Below are 21,237 nucleotides of genomic sequence, written 5' to 3' on the forward strand. Positions count from 1 at the left end.
CGTTTGGTGGCGATAGCGGAGGGGTTCCACACGTACCCATCCCGAACACGACCGTTAAGCCCTCCAGCGCCGATGGTACTTGGACCGAAGGGTCCTGGGAGAGTAGGACGCCGCCAAGCACAAGAACCACTACCGATTTTCGGTGGTGGTTTTTTATTTTATGTTTTGCTTTTATTGTATTTTTTACATGATAGAATATACACTGCAGCGACGCTCACGGTCCTCATGACTCGAATTGAGCAGTCGCTGCTTTTACAATGGACTCAGGATTTCATTAAGGCTTACTTATGTTCCAATACTCCTGCTGTTATTAACAGTCTAGGCACTAAGGTGCAATAAATCGACGATCCGCGAACGTCTGGGCATTACGAAGACTAGTCCATATTTCATCTCCGGCAGCTCCAGTATACCAGTAAGCAAATCCCCCAATGCCTGCTTCTGTGCCTAGCATATACTTCAAGCTCAATGATCGGCTTTCTTCCAGCCACAGCTTATGCTTCTGTGTCTTTACCATATAATCGCCCTGATACTGACCCAGAGCTTCATTCCAGTAGAGACGTCCTGTCATTAGTGGCAGGCGAAGTGTCTGCTCATTAAGGGTAATGTCTGTAACGAAGGCAGTAGCTTGTGCAGGGGTTACCGCCCAGTCCCTTGTGTACAAAGGCAGGCCCAGAATGATTTGGTCTGTAGGAACTGATGCAAGCAATCTCTCTAGCCCTTGACGAAGCCAAGGTAGTGATGAGACGGAGCCTGGATCGGCTCGTCCAGCCCAATGCTCATCATATCCCATTAAAATGATGTAGTCCGTACTACTTCCCAGCGCTCTATAATCAAATGCAGCGGTCCATTCACTTCCCTGGTCAGGGGATACACATATGGCGAGGATTGCTCCTCGCTCGTGGAGTTGAGCAGATAGGTTGCGAACAAATGCTGTTAGCTGCTGGCGATCCTCGGCATTCACATTTTCAAAATCCATAACGATCCCGTCTAATCCGTAAGCATCGGCAGCGTCAGTAATCTGCTGAATCAGTGCTGCTACCTGGGAAGGACTATTTAATAGATCATGTGTGAGTGAAGCATCTGAATGATTACCGAGCATAGGCCAGAGCTGCTTATTGTGTTGGCTGGCCCAAGCAACCAAGTTAAGATCAGCGTGATTCGCTAGTTGCCCGTTCTTCTCTGTGTAGAACCAGCGTGGAGATAATGTATTAATATTAGAGTTCATAACAGAGTGCTCATAAGCCTCCGTACTTTGGTTATACTGCCACCCTAGCTGAATAGGACTCGCACTATTACTCACGGAAGTCGAATTGCTTGAGACAGTGGACATGACTCTCTCCAACAGCACTGCTGCTTCTTGACGTGTAAGGACAGCTTGTGGATAAAAATAACCATTGTGACCTGTCATCCATTGACGACTGCTGACGCTACAGACGGCGTCCTGAGCCCATTTACTTATGTTCGTACCATCACGGTAATGAGGACAAATGTTAACGCTGGTAGGCCCAACCGTGGAGGCTGGAAGCAGCCTGTTTAAGATGACAGCGGCTTCTTGCCGACGTATAGGCTGTTGAGGGTAAAAGAAGGATGCACTGGCACCTTGAACAATGCCCAATTGTGCTGCCGCTTGTATTTGTGGATAGTACCAGGCACCTTGCCTAACGTCACGATACATGGGGACCGAAGCATGGACTCCTTGTAGCTGGAGGATCCGATTGATGATTGTCGTCCACTCCGCTCGTGTAACTGGGGCGTATGGTGAGAAGTGCTTGGCGTCGGTACCAGCCAGATAACCTTTTCTGTACATATTAATAATAGATTCTTTGGCATAGCTGGTGGAGATATCGTCAAAGGGCATGGTAATGGTTGCTGCCTCGTTTGAGTTATTAGAGCTGATATATTGTGCCATGACTGGGCTCGATTCCCCAGAAGCCAGAGGCATAAGCAGTAGTGTACTTAACAGAAGCTTGCGGACCAAGCCGTTTCTAGTAATATATGATTTCATGATATTCCCTTCTTAATATATTCTTCGGACCATCGTAACAAAAAAGAATGAAGCAGGCATTGCTCAATTGCTGGAAACCTTTAATAGGTAGGTAGCTTTAGATAAGCAATTACTAATTAGTAATTAGTAGTTAGTAGTTAGTAAGGCAGCGAGGCCCGAGAGAGTTCCCCAAGAACGACCGTAGACAAAAAAATACCCCGTAGTGACGGGGTATTGGTAATTCCAATGTTCTGTTTACAAAAGATTTTTACAAAATATTATATCAGCTGGTTCAGATTTGCTTGGCATAGAAGATACCGATGGTCTGAGGACCACAGTGACTAGATATAATACAGCCTGCTCTGGACATAGCCACCTCACGAGCTCCCGTCTGTTCCTTGAGAATCTGCTGAAGCCGGAGAGCGTCTTCTTCTGCCAGGGCATGTACGACAATGATTAAGTCATTATCCATGCGATCTTTTTGCGATAGCGCATTGTTAAGCATCTGGTCAATGGCCTTCTCACGCTTGCCACGTACCTTGTAGGCCGGTGTCATTTTACCATCAATGACCTTGATGACAGGTCTGATCTTGAGCAGGCTGCCGATCAGGTTCTGCATCCCGGAGCAACGCCCACCCTTGTACAAATATTCAAGCGTATCGATAACGAATTCAGCATCGACTTGTGGACGCACCAGTGTCAGAAGTTGAACAATTTCCTCCATGGTACGTCCTTCTTCGCGGGCTCGCGCTGCTTTCATCACTAGAAGCCCAATACCGCAGCATAGATTCAGGGAGTCAAAAACAGCGATACGTCCCTCTGCAAATTCGCCTGAGGCAATGACAGCATTTTGGTATGTAGATGAGAGCTCTGAGGACAGGCTGATATATAAGATGGACTGGCCCTGCTCTATGTATGGGGTGAAGGCCTCAATGAAATCTGCTGGTGAGGGGGCTGCAGTCTTGGGAAGCTTCCCCTCGGCAGATACTCTCGCAAAGAGTTCGTCTGGGGTAATCTCCACCCCATCCTTTAGTGATTCGTCCCCGAACACCGTGTATAGCGGTACAATACTGATATCATACCGCTCGACCCATTCAAGTGGCAGGTCACTGGTGCTATCCACGAATAGTTTTATAGTCGACATGAATTACAAATTCCTCCTTAACGATGTCGGTCCTTACTAGGAACGACTGGACATAGCTGAATACATCTCCGTGCTGCCAGGTACCTGACTAAGACCAAACGTAATCAGTCCAACCAGCACAATTAAGATCAATACATTCAGAATCGTACCGAGAATGGCGAATATCTTCTTACGCTTTTTCAGGACAAGTCCAACAATACCAAGGATGACTCCGACTACATTTAGAATAATGCACGCAAAAAAGAGTAGCACAAAGCCAAGAATCCCTGTCTGTACAAGACTTTCTTCTGTGATTGTACCATGCTGGAACAGATTGACGATATACATTGAGATTCCGATAAAGGAAGCGACAAACCCTGCAATCGTTAGGATCGCAATAATAAATGAAGCTATGCCAGGTCCGGAATGCTTGATTCGTCCCTGCTTGCTATAATTATCATAGGCAGGGGAGTCCGAGCTAGAATGGTATTGTTGTGATGGCTCAATGGAATGCTGGTCCATAGATTGATCCTCTCCTTCTAAGCTGATACAGCCACATTTTATTGTCTCCAATTATGAACGAAAATGCAAGAGATACACCTATCCTTACACGCTAAAATGCCTGGACGAATCAGCAGCAAGACATTATTTATAGTACAATAGTAGCTACAGCAACAGGTGAATATGCAATAACATTACAATGTGATATGAGGAGATTATACGAGATGCAGCGTAGATGGCTTATGATTGGTGCTTTATTGATGATGCTGGGTGTCGGGTTAGGTGCCTTTGGCGCGCATGCGCTTAAGCCCCTTATAGGAGTAGAAGCATTGTCTACCTATGAGACAGGTGTCAAATATCATCTGATTCATGCAGTTGGCTTGCTTGTTGTAGCTGTGATAATGGGACAGTGGGGTGAGTACGGGCTGTTGAAATGGTCGGCTCGATTGCTATTTGCAGGTATCGTCCTATTCTCAGGTAGCTTGTATCTCCTAAGCATTACTGGTGCTCGTGTATTTGGTCCCATTACCCCATTTGGTGGGGTATGCTTTGTAACGGGCTGGTTCCTGTTGTTCTGGGCGGCTCTGAAAAAACAACAGGGCTAGAAGGACAGCATCGATCAAGTGAGTTGAACCCAAGGAAAACAAATGGAAGCAAAGCTGGAATAGGAAGTTCGGAAGAGGATGCAGAGCATTTAGCTGTAGAGAATTAAGTTGCAGAGAAATAATCGCGGAGTATAAAAAAGCCTTACTGACATATGGGGATTGCGGAGATCCCGTGTGTCAGAAGGCTTTTTTGTTGATACGTAGTAAGGCAAACGCGACAAGGTTCAGATCAGCTTAAGTGCCGATGATTTCATCAATTTCGTTAAGCTTGAAGGAATAGACCTGCTTCTCGTCAACATGGTATACGCTGACCAAGCTCTGTTCCTTGTCCAGATTAAGAATTCGACATGGGATACTACGCTGGCCACCGTATCGGTTCACAACGAGTCGAACCAACGAGTTCTTCTGAATGTATGAGTGGATCATTTCATGCATGAAGGACTGATGACTTTGAGCCGATTGGGCAGGTTCGTCATCGGTATTGTTTTTGATGGTGGCATCGGACTTTTGCGGTTTCTTTTGACCACGAACCAAGGTTGGTGAAGTTGACTTTTTCTCTGAAAGGGACTTTTTCTTAAGGTACAAAGCCGCTTCAATCAGATTACCAAGCTCGATCCCCGAATGAACACGGAAATCAGCGACTTGATTATTAGTGTTGAATATTTCCAGAAGGGACTGAAAAGCGACAGCATTCGACTTACCCTGAACTAACACATCTACATTAAACAAAAAACTTGATTGATCATTACCAGCTTGATCATTAGGTGGTACGTTACTCATAATTCCTCCAGCCCCTGATTCCATTTAAAATCTACTGAATCCCAATATAACACTAATCGTTCAATCAGAACAGACCATTAATATTAAAATTTGTACCAAATTCAGGAGATCGCTTGCCCAATGTCCACACCTTGCTTATCGTGATGCATACACTGGTTCAGATGGCAGATCGAAGGAGGTGTTCAGAGCAGTATGATTCGTATGGAACCAATACAGATAGGTGAACACACGCTCATCGGTGTCGAGGTCAAGCTCCCAAAAACTACACTGCTAACGATCTCTACTTCCCGCGGATATATTATGTGCGGTGCTCTTGATGTTGGGCTGCTAAATGAGCGATTGGCTAACCGACAGATTATTGCGGGCAGAGCCGTTGGAGTGCGCACACTCCAGGAACTACTTGATGCTCCGCTCGAATCTGTTACCTTGGAAGCTGAAAAAATAGGCGTACAAGTAGGAATGAGAGGTTACGAGGCTATTGTAAAAATGGTATGAGTCCACACTCGTCTCAACTTCTCGGCGCAATTGTCATGCAAGCTCATGGACTAGGACGATCATAAAAGCGCGAGCTACACTTCAGGCTGGCTCGCGCTTCTTGCTTGACATATTATTTTACAGCAGGATTGTAATCCCTAATCTTGAAATAGCTTGGCAAGATTCTCCTTGAAAGGAGCTCTGACAATCCCTTTCTCGGTAATAATCGCTGTTACATACTCGTGAGGAGTAATGTCGAAGGCCGGATTATAGACTTTGACTCCCGCAGGGGCTGTATTTTTGCCGAAGCCTGCTGTGACCTCCTCAGCCGACCTCTCCTCAATTGGAATATCTGCTCCAGTAGCTGTGTTAAGATCAATGGTGGAGAGCGGAGAGGCGACATAGAAAGGAATTCCGTGAGCTTTGGCGAGTACCGCAACGCTATAGGTGCCGATTTTGTTGGCCACATCGCCGTTAGCTGCTACACGGTCTGTACCTACGATTACAGCCTGAATCCATCCTTTGGACATAACCATGCCTGCCATATTGTCACATAGAAGCGTAACATCAATACCAGCCTGCTGCAGCTCGAAGGCAGTCAGACGAGCCCCTTGGAGTACTGGGCGTGTCTCATCAGCGAACACCTTAAGGTGTATCCCTTGCTCATGCGCCAGATACATGGGGGCGAGGGCGGTACCATATTTGGCTGTTGCTAGTCCACCCGCATTACAATGCGTAAGTACCCCCATGCCGTCCTCGAATAGTGGCAATGCATGCTCACCAATGCTGCGACATACCTGCTCGTCCTCTTGTTGAATGAGGATGGCTTCTTGCTCTAGCCCATTATTCCAGCTATGAATATCACCACTCACGACCAGTTCGCGTGCACGTTGCTTCATACGGTCGAGTGCCCAGAATAAATTGACTGCGGTAGGTCTGGACGTCGCCAGATAGCTACTGACCGTCTCGACCTGCTGGAGCCAACCAGCTGCATCCGCAGCGTCAGTCTTGCGAGCGCCAAGCACTACTCCGTACGCCGCAGCCATTCCGATGGCTGGAGCGCCTCTGACCTTCATGGCATGGATTCCTTCCCACACCTCCTCAGGTGTGTAGAGGTCCAGCATGACAATGGATTCTGGCAGTAGACGCTGATCCAGCATGGAGAGGTGATTCCCTTTCCATATCAAAGATACAGGTGCCTCAGTAGAAGATGGAGCAGTTAACGGTTCAGTCTGTTGCTTGCTAGGTTGTTCAGTAGGTTCATACGATGTCATAAGGATTCTCCTTTATCAGCAGCAGCAGTCAATACAATATCCTTGAGCTCCTCAATGGATTGTACGCTGCGGCTTCGTTTGACCAAGGCTTTTCCGATGGCGAGAGCCAAGCGCTCGGCTCGTTCTTTGAGTACAGGATCAGCGATAGTATCAATATCAGCTACATGGGACAGGCCCACGATACGACGAATCATTTTACAGCCTGCAAAGCCGAACGAATCCTGCAGCAGTCGGGTGATATAAAAATCTTGATAACCTGGACTTGCAGCTAGTGGGTCCTTCAGAGCTTCGCTGCTCCATAGTTTACGGAATTCTTGTTCAAATTGTTCCCATACGTTCGTGGCGGTCTCCAGTAACCAGCGCTGCTGCTCCAGACGCGCGGAGGTATCCGCAATCCAGCCCATCTGTCCTGCCAGATTCAACAGAAGATTGGATATTACGGCTCCGACATCAAAGCCCATCGGTCCATAATAGGCAAATTCCGGGTCAATGACCTTGGTGGACTTGGCTGTCACGAAGATACTGCCAGTATGCAGATCACCATGAAGCAGTGATTCTGCATGAGTAAGGAACTTCTCTCTTAGGAGGGCAACCTCCAGGTGGAGCTGACCATCCATACGCAGCGCTTCCGCCTCATCTTCAATTGAAGGAGAGTAGCTGTTATTATCCGAAAATCTATAGGGGTCGTCAAAAATCAGATCCTCAGTAATCTTGCACTGATCGGGATTGATAAAGGAACCGACCTTGTTCTTCTTCTCAATTGGTCCTAGTGCAAGATCCGAATTCAGGAATAATGTTCTAGCCATGAACTGACCGATGTGTTCAGCAAACTCCGGGAACCTCTGGCCTTCAATCAAGGCCTTGCGCATAATAGTATATCCGCTCAGGTCCTCCATGATCGTCAAGGCAAGCTCATCATTATAGTTATATACCTCAGGAACGAGTCCCGGACAGAGGCGATGCTGCTCCTGCAGTGCCTGCCGCTCAATGCGTGCCCGGTCGAGCGATAGTGGCCACGACTCACCAACGACCTTCGCATAAGGAAGGGCTTGCTTGACAATAATACTTTTGCCTGAGGAAGCATCTTGTATATGGAACACCAGATTCAGGTTCCCGTCGCCGATCTCCTGGCAATTTAGCTCTGCGGAGCTAGAAAAAAAATCGGGAATGTCACGGACCAGCTCGATGACCTCAGCTGGAGTTAACGGATGATATTGGGACAAGGATGTGCACCTCCAATGGATCTAAAGCCAACTGCTTCACTTGGTTTAGAACAGTATACTCAAAAACATCTTAGATTTGTATCTTTTTTTGAATCGTGCACGTTTTTTGAAGATTACCGCTTCAACGACGTTTCAATTCATAAGAGATTGGGTAAATGACTATTAGACGTCAGGCCGGTGATGAGCAGGTGCCAGCTGGCGTTTGCCTGTGTCATCACTTACCCACACATCAAAGGTGGCAAAGGATATAGCAATATAACTATATTTAAAAAGGAAGGGATACAACATGGCTAAAACTACTGGAAATCAAACTGGTGCAAAGGCACAATCCGTTGAACAACTTCTGAACCGTCAGGTTGCCAATCTGAATGTGCTATATGTCAAGTTGCATAATTATCACTGGTATGTGAAGGGCGCTAATTTCTTCACACTGCATGAAAAATTCGAAGAGCTGTATAACGAAGTAACTCTCAAAATGGACGAGGTAGCAGAGCGCCTGCTGACACTGAAGGGTTCACCGGCTGCTACTATGAAGGAATATTTGGAGCTCAGCTCCATCCATGAGGCGAATGGTAAAGAGGATGCCAACACGATGGTGCAAAATATCATTGAAGACTTTGCGACGCTGTGCGAAGAATTCCAGGAAGGAATTGAGCTTGCGGAGAAATCGGACGATCAGCCTACAGCCGATATGTTCACAGGCTTCAGAGCTGACCTTGAGAAGCATATGTGGATGCTTCGCTCATATCTTGGCTAATCAACTAGCTAGTACAAGTGTATCTTGTTGAGTCCGTGATCAAGCTGAATCGAATCAACTCCGTTGATATGCATGATGGATAGTTGTCCCCTTGCTCCCAATGAAGCTATAATGCGTGTAGACGACAAAGGCTTCTGAAGGAGAGGATACGACTATGCCAGAGACGCCAATCATTGCCGGTTTAAAGGAATGGGCTTCTGCCATTGCAGCATTAGAGAGCGGACGCCAAATCTTGGTTATGCGCAAGGGTGGGATTGTGGAAGAGACTAGACATTTTGAACTAAAAAGTCATGATTTCTTCTTATATCCGACCTATGAACATCAGCGGAGCGAGTTGGTGAAAGAGAATGATCGCCATTTTGTGGAGGAGTCTCTGCAAGGCTGGGATGTAGCTGATAGTCATGTAACGATCCGAACCTATGCCAAGTTGGTAGAGGATATTGAGATTGTGGATCAGCAGATGCTGGACAAGCTGAGGGACTACCATATGTGGACGGATGATTTTGCTGAAGCGCGGCTAAAGTGGAAGAGACAGCAGCCTCTGCATGTGCTTCTGCTCCAAGTCTTCAAGCTGGAACAACCGGTGGAATTGCCTATTTTGCCTGAGTATACAGGCTGTCGTTCTTGGCTGTCCATGGATACACGTCTGGTGACGAGCGAAATGACGCCGGTGCTGGACGCCCGGGAATTCGAGCAAAGAGTCGAGGAGATCAAGCAAGCGCTCAACGCGTGATTAGCGGTGTGATGCACTTAACAAGAGGAGCCAGACATCATCTTGTGATGATGCGTTACTCAGCTTAGAGTGAATGAGAATACCACTTAACAAAAATAGGCTTGACTGGCAATTGCGGTCAAGTCTATTTTCTTATTTTGAGTATTTTTTTATGGAGAAATCCTGAAGTAGCTAAGGCATCCAAGAGAAGGCCTGGTTGCATTTGCAAATACAAAATTATAAAATGACTTGAGAATCAATGAGAATCAGTTTAGAATGATTATAAATAAGTTAGTAACCATGAATTCAGGTGACATGCAGTGACGAAAGTCACAGCCTGTTTTCATTATACATGATTTTCGTTTGATCAACAGCTCTAAATAAATGAAGTCACGGGGCTGTAATTTTGGGAAAATGCATGAAGATCATTTCGCAGATTGTAGAGGTCTTGCAGAATGAGCACCATGCTTACACTACGTACATGGAGGGACATCACTTATATGGCTACAAATTTCGTGATTGAAGGACTTACAGCGACAATCGAAGGCAAGGAAATTCTGAAAGGGATCAACCTGGAAATGAAGGGTGGAGAAATCCATGCAGTCATGGGACCAAACGGTACTGGTAAAAGTACTTTGGCTTCCGCACTGATGGGACATCCGAAGTATGAAGTAACTGGCGGGTCCGTTACTTTGAACGGAGAAGACGTACTGGACATGGAAGTGGACGAGCGCGCCCGTGCAGGTCTTTTCCTGGCCATGCAATATCCGAGTGAAATCTCCGGGGTAACCAACTCTGACTTCCTGCGCAGTGCCATCAACGCACGTATGGAGGAAGGCAAGGAAATCTCCCTCATCAAGTTCATCCGTCAGATGGAAGGCAAAATGAAAGAGCTGGAAATGAATCCAGAGTTCGCTCACCGTTATTTGAACGAGGGCTTCTCCGGTGGTGAGAAGAAGCGTAACGAGATTCTTCAGATGATGCTGTTGGACCCGAAAATTGTCGTTCTCGACGAGATCGATTCCGGACTTGACATCGATGCTCTGAGAATTGTGGCGAATGGTGTCAATGCAATGCGTAGTGAAGATCGTGGCTTCTTGATTATTACGCACTACCAACGTCTCCTGAACTATATCAAGCCTGATTTCGTCCATGTCATGATGCAAGGACGCATTGTGAAATCCGGTGGTCCTGAGCTGGCTGAGCGTCTGGAAGCAGAAGGCTACGAGTGGGTGAAGGAAGAGCTCGGCATTGTGGATGAAACTGTGGGACAAGAGGCTTAAGATACAGAGCTAAAGGGAGGATTACTGAATGACTACACAAACCATACTTCCGGTGGACTCCGAACAGCTGCGTACCTTGTCCGGGCAGAAGAACGAGCCTACCTGGTTGACGGACAGCAGAGTTCAGGCACTGGAGCTGGCGGGTCGCCTGGGGCTTCCGGTATATGAGAAGACCAAGATTGAACGTTGGGAGCTGGGTGCTTACGGACAGCATCAGCCAGTGCAGCAGTTGAGTACGTTGGAAGAAGCACCTGCAGCCATTGCAGAGCTGCTCGGAGAGCAGCAAGAGGGCGGTCTTGTAATTCAACGTAATTCGGGAGCAGTCTTCTCCAAGCTGTCTCCTGAGCTTGCAGCCAAGGGCGTTATCTTCACGGATCTGGAGACAGCAGCACGGGAGCATAGCGATCTGGTTCAGAAATATCTGCATACCGCAGTGAAGGCCGACGAGAGCTCTGTAGCTGCGCTACACGCTGCATTGTGGAATGGGGGCGTATTCTTATACGTGCCGAAAAATGTTGAAATCGAGGAGCCGCTGCAAGCGGTATTCCTGACGGACGACGCTTCAGCAGCTTTCGTACCGCACGTACTTGTTATCGCTGAGAGCAACAGCTCCGTTAACTATGTAGACAACTATGTGTCCAGTGAGCTGTCTGCACCTATTTTCCACAACGGTGTCGTTGAGGTGTTCGCAGAGGCTGGTGCGAAGGTGCGCTATGCGTCTGTTCATCAGTTCGATAAGCTGGCGACAGATATCTCTAACCGCCGTGCGGTGCTCGGCAATGATGCGTCCATCGAATGGATCGTCGGCGAGCTGAATGATGGAAATACAGCAAGCAATACAATGACTATTCTACGTGGCAACGGCTCTACATCCGATGCCAAGATTATCGCAGTAGGCTCTGGCAATCAGAAGCTGAATTACACGACACAGGCACAGCATTTTGGCAAAAGTTCTGCCAGCCAGATGATCACTCGCGCTGTTATGCGTGAGGAGGCTTCATCGATCATTAACGGCATTACCAAAATCGAAAAAGGTGCTACGAAAGCGGACGGTCAACAAACCGAGCGTGTGCTGATGCTAAGCGGCAAAGCTCGTGGCGATGCCAACCCGATCCTGCTCATTGATGAGGATGATGTAACGGCAGGTCACGCAGCATCTGTAGGTCAGGTGAATCAGGAGCAGATCTATTACCTGATGTCCCGTGGTGTGAGCCGTGAGGACGCTGAGCGCCTGATTATCTATGGCTTCCTGGCTCCGGTTGTATCGGAGATTCCGCTGGAGGGCTTGCAGCAGCAATTGCAGCGTCTAGTGGAGAGGAAGCTGGGACAATGATAACTGCACAGATTCGTGAGCATTTTCCTATATTGAATGAGACCATTAATGGTCATAAGCTGGTGTATCTGGACAATGCGGCTACCTCGCAGAAGCCTCGTATCGTCCTGGATACACTCAAGCAATACTATGAGCATGAGAACTCCAATGTGCACCGCGGTGTGCATACTCTCGGTAGCAGGGCGACTGATGCTTATGAGGGAGCACGCGAGAAGGTGGCACGGTTCATTCATGCGCGGCGCAGCCAGGAGATTATATTCACTCGTGGCACGAGCACGGGCTTGAATATGGTCGCTTCCTCTTATGGTAAGGCTAACTGCGGTGAAGGCGATGAGATTGTGATTACTCCGATGGAGCATCACAGCAACCTGATCCCTTGGCAGCAATTGGCCAAATCCACGGGAGCTACACTCAAATATATTCCTCTTCAGCCGGATGGCAGCATTGAGCTTGCAGACGTCGAGAAGACGATTACAGACCGCACGAAGATTGTCTCCATGGCCTATGTCTCCAATGTTATGGGCGTTGTCAATCCAGTGAAGCAAGTAGCTGAGATTGCCCACCGTCATGGTGCAATCATGGTCGTTGATGGTGCACAGAGCACTCCGCATATGAAGATCGATGTGCAAGACCTTGATTGTGACTTCTACACGCTCTCTGGTCATAAAATGTGTGGTCCTACCGGGATCGGTGCGCTATATGGCAAGAAGGAGCTGCTGGAGGCAATGGAGCCTGTCGAGTTCGGTGGCGAGATGATCGACGATGTCGGACTGTATGATTCAAGCTGGAAGGAGCTTCCTTGGAAGTTCGAAGCAGGCACTCCAATCATCGCTGGAGCGGTTGGTCTCGGAGCTGCTATTGATTTCCTGCAGGAGATTGGTATGGATGCGATCGAAGCACATGAGAGCAAGCTCGCCAACTACGCGATGAGCCGCTTGAAGGAGATTGATGGACTTCAGATCTATGGACCTTCGGTCAGAGATGTTGGTCTCGTTACCTTCAATCTGGGAGAGGTTCATCCCCATGATGTAGCTACTGTACTGGACAGCCAAGGAATCGCCATCCGGGCAGGCCATCATTGCTGTCAGCCGCTTATGCGCTGGCTAAATGTTGGATCTACAGCACGCGCGAGCTTTTATCTGTATAATACAGAAGAGGAAGTTGATGCTCTGGTCAGCGCCTTAATCCAGACAAAGGAGTATTTTGGCGATGCAACTTGACGATCTCTACCGCCGTGTCATTATGGATCATTATAAAAATCCCCGCAATCGTGGACGTTTTGAGGAAGATTCAGTTACAGTCGACCTGAACAACCCGACATGTGGAGACCGCATTTCTTTACAGCTCAAGCTGCAGGATGGATTGGTGGAGGATGCCCGCTATACGGGTGAAGGCTGCTCGATCAGTATGTCTTCCGCTTCCATGATGACTGAGGCTGTGAAGGGCAAGACGTTGAATGAAGCTCTCGAACTGGCAGAACGCTTTTCGTCCTTGATGAAAGGCGATGAGGTCGAGTTCGAGGATTACGAAGATATTGAAGCACTGTCCGGCGTGAACAAATTCCCGGCTCGCATCAAGTGCGCTACACTGGCTTGGAATGCGCTACGTAAGGGAATTGATCAGTAGGATCACGAATTAATCATAGAATGAGGAGGGTACAAAGACCATGTCGAAAAAGGCACCCGAGTTAGAAGAGTACAAGTATGGGTTTCGCGACGAGCATAAGGCCATCTTTCAAACTGGTAAAGGTCTGACCCCGGAAATCGTAAAAGAAATCTCCAAGATTAAAAATGAACCGGAATGGATGCTCGAATTCAGACTCAAGGCATTGAAACAATTCGAGAAGATGGACACTCCACAATGGGGTGGGAATCTGGATGAGCTGGATTTCAATGATATCCAGTATTATGTCAGACCATCCGAGAAGCAAGGAAAGACGTGGGAAGAGGTTCCAGCGGAGATCAAGGAGACCTTCGACAAGCTCGGAATTCCTGAAGCGGAGCAAAAGTTCTTGGCTGGTGTATCCGCACAATATGAATCTGAGGTAGTCTACCACAATATGCAGAAGGAGCTTGAGGATCAAGGCGTCATTTTCACCGATACCGATACGGCATTGCGTGAGCACCCAGAGATCTTTAAAGAGTACTTCTCTACTGTAGTTCCGACAGCCGACAACAAGTTCGCTGCGCTGAACAGTGCAGTATGGTCAGGTGGTAGCTTCATCTACGTTCCTAAGGGTGTAAAATGCGAGGTGCCTCTGCAGGCTTACTTCCGTATCAACTCCGAGAACATGGGGCAATTCGAGCGCACGCTCATTATTGCTGACGAGGATAGCTTCGTTCACTATGTAGAAGGCTGTACGGCTCCGATCTACAGCACGAACTCGCTGCATAGTGCGGTGGTTGAGATCATCGCCAAGAAAAATGCACGTGTACGCTACACCACGATTCAGAACTGGGCACCTAACATCTACAATTTGGTGACCAAGCGGGCTGTTGCAGAAGAAAATGCAACTATGGAGTGGGTTGATGGCAACATTGGCTCCAAGCTGACGATGAAGTACCCAGCAGTAGTATTGAAGGGACGCGGAGCTAAAGGAATGGTGTTGTCCATTGCTGTAGCCGGTAAAGGCCAGCATCAGGATGCAGGAGCGAAAATGATTCACCTTGCTCCAGACACCACCTCTACGATCGTATCCAAGTCCATTAGTAAGCATGGTGGTAAAGTAACTTACCGTGGTCTTGCTTCCTTCGGACGTCAGGCTGAGGGCGCGAAATCGAACATCAAGTGTGACACGCTGATTCTGGATAACGAGTCCACTTCCGATACCATTCCATACAATGAGATCTTCAATGATAACATTACACTGGAGCATGAAGCGACGGTATCGAAGGTATCCGAGGACCAGCTCTTCTACCTGATGAGTCGTGGTCTGAGTGAAGCGGAAGCGACACAGATGATCGTTATGGGCTTCATTGAACCGTTCACCAAGGAGCTTCCTATGGAGTATGCGGTAGAGATGAATCGCCTCATCAAGTTCGAGATGGAAGGCTCCATCGGTTAACAATCAATAGCACAGAATAGCACAGTGATTTCTGAAGCTAAATGAGATAGACCAAGAGGGCATGATACCGTAGAATACGGATCATGTCCTTTTTTGGATGAGCTGAATTATGAGGAGATCCATGCAGATATGGAAACATCGTCCGCAGACAAAATAAAGAAGCCCAACTCTAGGATTGGGCTTCGTCGTTATGCGATCATGATTTGTTGAATCAGCCAGCTGCTGCTCATATGATCCTATAAATACACTTCTTCAATAGCCAGCTGTCTTTTCACAGACAAATCCACAAAATCATTCGTATCCAGCTTGACGAGCGGTCGGAAATAATCAATGGGATTGTTGAGTACAATGATACCCGTCTGGCCGGAATTTAGCAGCACTCGCTTGTTGATGAAATTAGGTAGCATATGCCGTATGAAGGCTTGTGTGGCCTCACCATTCAATTCACCGAAGCTCATCTCGTATAGCTCGCGCAGCACACTAAGCAGCTCCTGCTTGTTCTGGTAGACTCTGTGAGAGGTCATGGCACTGTACACGTCAGCAACGGCAACAATTTTGGAATAGGGATGAATCTCGTCCTTCGTCAATCCATATGGATAGCCACTGCCTGATTCTCGCTCATGGTGCTGCAGAGCAATGGTAGCGGATAGTTCATCACCGGTAGAATTTTTGATCAGCTCATAGCCATATTGAGTATGCTTCTTCATCTCGCGGAACTCGTCTTCTGTCAGCTTACCAGGCTTGTTCAGGATTGCCTTGCTGATCATGCATTTTCCGATATCATGTAAGTATCCGGCTTTACCAGTCACATAGGCCTCTTGATCGGAGTGTCCCAGCCACTTCGCCAGATAGTAGGAGAGTACGCCTACTTGCAGGGAGTGGTTGTATGTATACTCATCGCCGCCATCCAGCATGAGCAGCAATGAGACTACATCCTTCTGATTGCCTAGCTCCGATATCAGCGGGGTAAGCATCTCATCCACCTGCTGGTCATTAATTCTGCTAGTGGCTGCTGCTTCCAGGAACAGATTCTCTATGCCTTCCAGAGCATTGTCAAATAACGGAATAAGCGGACGAAGCAGGTCGGGAGAGGCAGGATGGTCTGGTCCAAATTCACCCGCAACTACCGGCTGTCCTGGTTCAATTTCTATGTAATCAATGTGATGCTGAATCAGCTTTGATATATCGTCATGCGCAAGAACGGTCCCTTTGACCATCACAGGTACACCGTTTGCGTTGTAAGTATCGGTCTTTAGGCAATCTCCAGGCTTGGCATCGGTTACATGGACTCTCAAACGGACACAACCCTTTCTTATAGTGGGATTATGTCCAATATATCAAGAAAGAATTAGTGGCACAATTACTATTTTACTATGTTATATTTTTGGTAGGGTCCCAAGGTCCGGTTTGATGACCTTTCCACTCAGATCCATCTTCCCAGATCTCCTTCTTCCAGATGGGTACCTTCTGCTTCAGCCTTTCTATGGCATAACGACTTGCTTCGTAGCAGCTGTCCCGGTGAGGGGTGGACACTGCTATCACGACACTAGCCTCTGCGACATCCACCTTGCCTGTACGATGGGATATGGCACATTTCGCTCCAGGCCAATGCTCGGATATCTCTTGACCGATCTGTGCGAGCACTTTGACTGCCATGGGTGCATAGGCTTCGTACTCTAGATGTACTGTTTTCTGAGTCCCAGTCATTTCGCGTGTAGTGCCAACGAAGACTAGTGTAGCCCCATCATTGGGCGTGATTACTTTATGGCTCACAGCCTCTTGCGATAAAGGAGCAGAGGTGATTACATAATTTCCGCAGCTGCTGGTATACGTAGCTCCGTCATCACGTTCTCCAAGACCGTCCCCACCGGACACAGGTGGAATCAGGGCGATCTCATCATCAGCTGTGAAGGTTAGATCAGAAGTAGCGAATTCCTGATTCACAGCTACGAAGGAGGCTTGGATCTGCGAAGCAGCCTCGGGATATCGAGTCTCAAGCCATTGCTTGAGCTGTCCAACGGTAAGAATGGATTCTTCCAACTGCAAGGTGATGATGGAAGAGCCGAGACGCTCCGCCAGCCCTGCAAAAAGCTTAATCTGAATGTCCATATGATAAAACGCTCCTTAGGTTGAAATTAGCCCCTCCAATATACCATATTGAACCGGAAAATGTTATGCTTAGCTATTAGAGATACGTCATCTATCATTGTATGTAAATGACCATCATATCACCAACTAGGAGGGGCGGCTATGGATGAGATCGGCAGACAGACGCTTACGATTCTGCACACAAATGATATTCACAGCCGGTTCGGCAGCATGCCGTCATTGGCCGCCATGATTGACACAGAGAGAGGCGCCTGCAAGAATGAGCTGCTGTTGCTAGACATCGGGGATCATATGGACCGTATGGCTCCAGAGACAGAAGGAACGATGGGTGGCGCCAATGTGGACGTCATCAATCTGACAGGATATGATGCTATCACCATAGGAAATAACGAGGGGCTTACCTTTACGCCGGAGATGCTCCAGCAGGTATATAGCGGACTGCAATGCCCTGTTGTATGTGGCAATGTGAGAGAGCGTGCGACAGGAGCTATACCGAAATGGATGAAAGAATACCTCATTCTGAATAAGAACGGAATTCGTATTGGTATCCTTGCTGCTACGGCTCCTTATACAACCTTCTATGAGCTGTTGGGATGGGATGTACTGGAGCCGCAAGAATGTCTTAAGGAGCAGGTAGCAAGCATACAATCCGAGGTGGATATCATCATTCTGATGTCGCACCTGGGACTGGCGACAGATCAGGCTCTTGCTGAAGAACTAAAGGGAATAGATTTCATCCTTGGAGGACACTCTCATCATCTTTTAGAGGAACCCCTGTTCATTAAGGATACGGCGCTCTGTGCAGCAGGCAAGCACGGACTGCAGCTTGGCAAGCTCGTAGTATCCAGGGTAAAGAAGGACGAGAGGTTTCAGGTGGACTACGGCGGGTGTATTCCATTAATGGATGAACTACTCGACGAGAATGTGGCGGCAGCCATACATCTTCATCGTGTTCAGGCAGAACACAATATGCAAGAGACGGTAGTCATCATGGAAAGAGAGCTATCGATTCATTACGAGCAGGAGTCCGAATTCGGAAATGTGCTGGCACAGGCAGTACGGAACTTCACGGGTGCACCTGCTTCGTTGGTTAATTCCGGACAGCTGCTAGGTGCACTTCCCTCCGGGATGATCAGTAAGTCCATGCTGCACAGACTCTGTCCTTCGCCGATTAATGTCTGTACCTTGTCACTGACAGGGGCAGAAATTCGGCAGGCACTGGAGGAATCACTGTTGCCCGAATTCTACCTAAGGCGTATCATGGGCTATGGCTTCAGGGGTGAGGTGCTTGGGAACCTGTGTATGGATGGCCTAGAGGCCATGTATGACCCTTCAGCACCAGATTTTCATAAAATTCAACAGCTCTCTATTCAGGGAGAGTCTGTACATGATCGTGAGTTGTATACCATAGCTACACTAGATATGTTCACCTTCAAGATCGGCTATGAAAGCCTGGCACAGGCGAGGAATCTTCAATACCGCTTACCCGAATTCATAAGGGATTTACTCGCTGTGGAGCTTCAGCGCCCGGAGGCACTGGAGGAGTGCAGTCGGAAGCGCTGGAGCTAGATGGCTCTATCAGGAGCCAGAACGAGGCAGCACGACAAGAGTTTGATTAAACATCGGGAGAGGATTGCGCATTGCGGCTGCTATCTGTAAGTCAACTGCAGCCTGGCATGAAGCTGGGCAAGAGAATTTTTAACGAGGATGGCATGGTATTGCTGTCTGAAAATGTGGAGCTGAGCGAACGATTGATCCGTCGACTCCACGAGATTGGCGTGGCCTATGTCTATATTCAGGACCCGCATACGGATGATATCCATATTCCAGAAATGCTCCAGGACAAGACAAGACAGCACGCGCTTAAGGAAATCAAGAAGCAGTTCAGACTCGCCTCTTCCAGCTCTTCAGGGTCCTCGGTGTCATATCTGGGTAAGTCCTTCGGCAGCATCATGAACTCCATTCTCGATGATATTGGAGGTCGGGAGGATGCTATGATCATGCTGATGAATATGGGGACAACAGATCAGGATTTGTATCAGCACTCCTTGACTGTTTGTGTATATACACTGGTACTGGGCATTGCGAATGGCTATACCAAGAGTGAATTGCTGGATCTAGGCATGGGGGCTCTGCTGCATGATATTGGCAAGACCCGTATTCCCCAGCACATTTTGCTGAAGCCTGACCGGCTTACAGATGATGAATACGAGCAGGTAAAGCAGCATACGACGCTGGGTTATCAGATTTTAAAGGATGAACCCAACGTCTCAAGTATATCTGCTCTTTGTGCTTTACAGCACCATGAACGAATCGACGGTAGCGGTTATCCACATGGGCTGGCCCGTCATGAAATCCATGATTATTCCAAATTACTGGCCTTGGTGGATTCGTATGATGCTATGACAGCTAATCGTAGTTACCGAGAGCCATTGCTGCCACATCAGGCTGTGGATGTTCTATATACAGGGGCAGGGACGCTATATGAGCAGCGAATTCTCGAAATGTTCAGGGATTGTGTCGCTATTTACCCGCCTGGATTGACGGTGCGTCTGAGTACAGGGGAAGAGGGAGTAGTAGTTCGTATTCATAAGCGGATTCCTCAGAGACCCATCATTCGTGTCCTGAAAAGTGCTGACGGGCAAGAGCTGAGTACCCCCTATGAACTGGATTTGTCTGTAGTCTTGTCTGTCATGATTACGGATGCAGAGGGACTTAACAGGCCTCATTCACCTCCACAGCTCTAATCGGCTCAGAAATGAAGCTCGATTATCAGTAATAGATGGCAAGAACGAAAAGTATGGAATCGAACAAAATGTATGAAATCGGGATATAAAATGCAATATGCTGAAAGATAAGGTGAATACTAATGACATTGTTACACAATCATGAACCCGTATTACCGGAGATTACACCGACTAACGATCCGTGGGATCCGATTGTCTCGTTGCGGCAGCACGGCCGTCATGTGCTGACAAGCGTAGAGATGACCGTTACGCACCTGTGTAATATGCGCTGTGAGCATTGCGCTGTAGGGGATACACTGGTCATGAAGGAAGAGCCTTTCCTGCCGCTACCGCTCATGCTGGAAAGACTGGATGAGGTTGAGCATCTGCAGACCATCAGTATTACTGGCGGGGAGCCTGCCCTGCTGGAGAAGACGGTGGATGAAGTAATCGTGCCTTTGCTTAAATACGCCAGGGAGCGTGGCATACGCTCGCAGATCAATTCCAATCTGACGCTCGATATCGGCAGATACGAGAAGATGCTGCCATATCTCGATGTCATGCACATCTCCCACAATTATGTGGATGCTGATAATTTTCATGCAGTGGGCTTTGCTAACAGCGGTAGACCTGTACCTTCAGCAGCGGCTGCACGCCTGTATGAGAAGATGATGGAGAATTCCTTGCAGCTTAGTAAGATGGGGATGTTCATTTCTGCGGAATCCATGATTAATTACCGTACACATACGAGATTGCCTGAAATTCATCAGTTGATTCGCGAAATCGGTTGCCGACGTCATGAGGTGCATCCGATGTATGCTTCGAATTTTGCTGCATCCCTTCCCGTGATCTCATTACAGGAGATGCGAGAGGCCATTCATCGTTTGCTGGATGCGCGTGATCCAGAGCTGTGGATGCTGTTCGGGACACTGCCGGTATTTGCCTGCTCAGATCGTGAGGAGGATCAGGAGTTGGTTCGACGACTTCGTACAGAGCCAAAGGTAACCGTTCGGAATGATCCGGATGGTCGTAACCGTGTTAATGTTAATATGTTCACGGGTAGTGTATATGTAACGGATTTTGCGGATATCCCGGCCTTTGGGAATATACAGGAGCAAAAGCTGGATGATATCTTTGAGCAATGGCTGAATGAGCATCCGCTGAACAAAACTGTGAATTGCTATTGTCCAGCTGCCAGTTGCTGTGGGCCAAATTTGCTGGTAGCGGATATGTATTACCGGGGAGTGGATTTCAAGTCCAGGAAAGCCATTAACCTATAGAAAGAAGGA

20 protein-coding genes and 1 rRNA gene are annotated in these 21,237 nt (G+C 47.9%); 13 read left to right on the top strand and 8 right to left on the bottom strand.

Going from position 1 to position 21,237, the window contains the following annotated elements:
• The first annotated feature begins 2 nt into the window (after window positions 1-2).
• A 5S ribosomal RNA gene (gene rrf / locus K331_RS0122475) occupies window positions 3-119 on the top strand.
• A gap of 206 nt (window positions 120-325) precedes the next feature.
• Here rrf and K331_RS0122480 read toward each other — a convergent pair.
• The 3 genes from K331_RS0122480 to K331_RS30270 form a co-directional block, all read right to left on the bottom strand.
• Window positions 326-2,005 carry an S-layer homology domain-containing protein gene (locus K331_RS0122480; protein ID WP_036635631.1) on the bottom strand — a complete coding sequence of 560 codons (1,680 nt, stop codon included), beginning with the start codon at window positions 2,003-2,005 and terminating at the stop codon, window positions 326-328.
• Window positions 2,006-2,276: 271 nt separating this feature from the next.
• Window positions 2,277-3,128 carry a DegV family protein gene (locus K331_RS0122485; protein WP_028592004.1) on the bottom strand — a complete coding sequence of 284 codons (852 nt, stop codon included), beginning with the start codon at window positions 3,126-3,128 and terminating at the stop codon, window positions 2,277-2,279.
• Window positions 3,129-3,164: 36 nt separating this feature from the next.
• Window positions 3,165-3,629, bottom strand: coding sequence for a hypothetical protein (locus tag K331_RS30270; protein WP_051289981.1), 465 nt, complete (start codon window positions 3,627-3,629; stop codon window positions 3,165-3,167).
• Window positions 3,630-3,832: 203 nt separating this feature from the next.
• Here K331_RS30270 and K331_RS0122495 point away from each other — a divergent pair, with 203 nt between their 5' ends.
• A complete protein-coding gene (locus tag K331_RS0122495; RefSeq protein ID WP_028592005.1) occupies window positions 3,833-4,213 on the top strand; it encodes a DUF423 domain-containing protein in 381 nt (126 codons plus the stop codon).
• Window positions 4,214-4,447: 234 nt separating this feature from the next.
• Here the strand turns inward: K331_RS0122495 and K331_RS0122500 are convergent, their stop codons facing one another.
• A complete protein-coding gene (locus tag K331_RS0122500; RefSeq protein ID WP_028592006.1) occupies window positions 4,448-4,993 on the bottom strand; it encodes a hypothetical protein in 546 nt (181 codons plus the stop codon).
• Window positions 4,994-5,185: 192 nt separating this feature from the next.
• Here K331_RS0122500 and K331_RS0122505 point away from each other — a divergent pair, with 192 nt between their 5' ends.
• Window positions 5,186-5,488, top strand: a complete 303-nt coding sequence (locus K331_RS0122505) for a YunC family protein (protein WP_028592007.1) — start codon at window positions 5,186-5,188, stop codon at window positions 5,486-5,488.
• A gap of 137 nt (window positions 5,489-5,625) precedes the next feature.
• Here the strand turns inward: K331_RS0122505 and mtnA are convergent, their stop codons facing one another.
• Window positions 5,626-6,741: an S-methyl-5-thioribose-1-phosphate isomerase gene (gene mtnA, locus K331_RS0122510; protein ID WP_028592008.1), complete on the bottom strand. Its 1,116-nt coding sequence runs from the start codon at window positions 6,739-6,741 to the stop codon at window positions 5,626-5,628.
• On the bottom strand, window positions 6,738-7,964 hold the full coding sequence (mtnK, locus tag K331_RS0122515) for an S-methyl-5-thioribose kinase (RefSeq protein WP_028592009.1): 1,227 nt from the start codon (window positions 7,962-7,964) through the stop codon (window positions 6,738-6,740). The genes mtnA and mtnK overlap by 4 nt, the downstream gene beginning before the upstream one ends.
• 286 nt (window positions 7,965-8,250) lie before the next feature.
• On the opposite strand from mtnK, the gene K331_RS0122520 reads away from it, so the two are divergent.
• The 7 genes from K331_RS0122520 (at window position 8,251) to sufB (ending at window position 15,113) form a co-directional block, all read left to right on the top strand.
• Window positions 8,251-8,721, top strand: coding sequence for a Dps family protein (locus tag K331_RS0122520; protein ID WP_028592010.1), 471 nt, complete (start codon window positions 8,251-8,253; stop codon window positions 8,719-8,721).
• A gap of 154 nt (window positions 8,722-8,875) precedes the next feature.
• Complete coding sequence (locus tag K331_RS0122525) at window positions 8,876-9,454, top strand: DUF1802 family protein (RefSeq protein ID WP_028592011.1); 579 nt, start codon at window positions 8,876-8,878, stop codon at window positions 9,452-9,454.
• Window positions 9,455-9,933: 479 nt separating this feature from the next.
• Window positions 9,934-10,716: a Fe-S cluster assembly ATPase SufC gene (gene sufC, locus K331_RS0122530; RefSeq protein ID WP_018886108.1), complete on the top strand. Its 783-nt coding sequence runs from the start codon at window positions 9,934-9,936 to the stop codon at window positions 10,714-10,716.
• A 28-nt stretch (window positions 10,717-10,744) separates the two neighbouring features.
• Window positions 10,745-12,049: a Fe-S cluster assembly protein SufD gene (sufD, locus tag K331_RS0122535; RefSeq protein WP_028592012.1), complete on the top strand. Its 1,305-nt coding sequence runs from the start codon at window positions 10,745-10,747 to the stop codon at window positions 12,047-12,049.
• Entirely contained in the window at window positions 12,046-13,269 is a 1,224-nt protein-coding gene (locus tag K331_RS0122540; RefSeq protein ID WP_028592013.1) for a cysteine desulfurase, read from the top strand. The genes sufD and K331_RS0122540 overlap by 4 nt, the downstream gene beginning before the upstream one ends.
• Window positions 13,259-13,675 carry a Fe-S cluster assembly sulfur transfer protein SufU gene (sufU, locus tag K331_RS0122545; RefSeq protein WP_018886105.1) on the top strand — a complete coding sequence of 139 codons (417 nt, stop codon included), beginning with the start codon at window positions 13,259-13,261 and terminating at the stop codon, window positions 13,673-13,675. The genes K331_RS0122540 and sufU overlap by 11 nt, the downstream gene beginning before the upstream one ends.
• 40 nt (window positions 13,676-13,715) lie before the next feature.
• Window positions 13,716-15,113, top strand: a complete 1,398-nt coding sequence (sufB, locus tag K331_RS0122550; protein WP_028592014.1) for a Fe-S cluster assembly protein SufB — start codon at window positions 13,716-13,718, stop codon at window positions 15,111-15,113.
• A gap of 236 nt (window positions 15,114-15,349) precedes the next feature.
• Here the strand turns inward: sufB and K331_RS0122555 are convergent, their stop codons facing one another.
• Together K331_RS0122555 and moaD are read right to left on the bottom strand one after the other, a co-directional pair.
• Complete coding sequence (locus K331_RS0122555) at window positions 15,350-16,408, bottom strand: HD-GYP domain-containing protein (RefSeq protein ID WP_028592015.1); 1,059 nt, start codon at window positions 16,406-16,408, stop codon at window positions 15,350-15,352.
• A 76-nt stretch (window positions 16,409-16,484) separates the two neighbouring features.
• Window positions 16,485-17,222 (bottom strand): molybdopterin converting factor subunit 1, encoded by a 738-nt coding sequence (gene moaD, locus K331_RS0122560; RefSeq protein ID WP_028592016.1) that lies wholly within the window; start codon window positions 17,220-17,222, stop codon window positions 16,485-16,487.
• A gap of 141 nt (window positions 17,223-17,363) precedes the next feature.
• Here moaD and K331_RS0122565 point away from each other — a divergent pair, with 141 nt between their 5' ends.
• The 3 genes from K331_RS0122565 (at window position 17,364) to yfkAB (ending at window position 21,228) form a co-directional block, all read left to right on the top strand.
• Entirely contained in the window at window positions 17,364-18,791 is a 1,428-nt protein-coding gene (locus tag K331_RS0122565; protein ID WP_028592017.1) for a bifunctional metallophosphatase/5'-nucleotidase, read from the top strand.
• 71 nt (window positions 18,792-18,862) lie between these two features.
• Window positions 18,863-19,969 (top strand): HD-GYP domain-containing protein, encoded by a 1,107-nt coding sequence (locus K331_RS0122570; RefSeq protein WP_028592018.1) that lies wholly within the window; start codon window positions 18,863-18,865, stop codon window positions 19,967-19,969.
• A gap of 122 nt (window positions 19,970-20,091) precedes the next feature.
• The gene (yfkAB, locus tag K331_RS0122575; RefSeq protein WP_028592019.1) at window positions 20,092-21,228 is read left to right on the top strand and encodes a radical SAM/CxCxxxxC motif protein YfkAB; all 1,137 of its coding nucleotides are present in this window, start codon (window positions 20,092-20,094) and stop codon (window positions 21,226-21,228) included.
• The last annotated feature ends 9 nt before the right edge of the window (window positions 21,229-21,237 follow it).

The organism is Paenibacillus massiliensis subsp. panacisoli DSM 21345 (assembly GCF_000426545.1).
In the GTDB taxonomy this organism is placed as follows: domain Bacteria; phylum Bacillota; class Bacilli; order Paenibacillales; family Paenibacillaceae; genus Paenibacillus; species Paenibacillus panacisoli.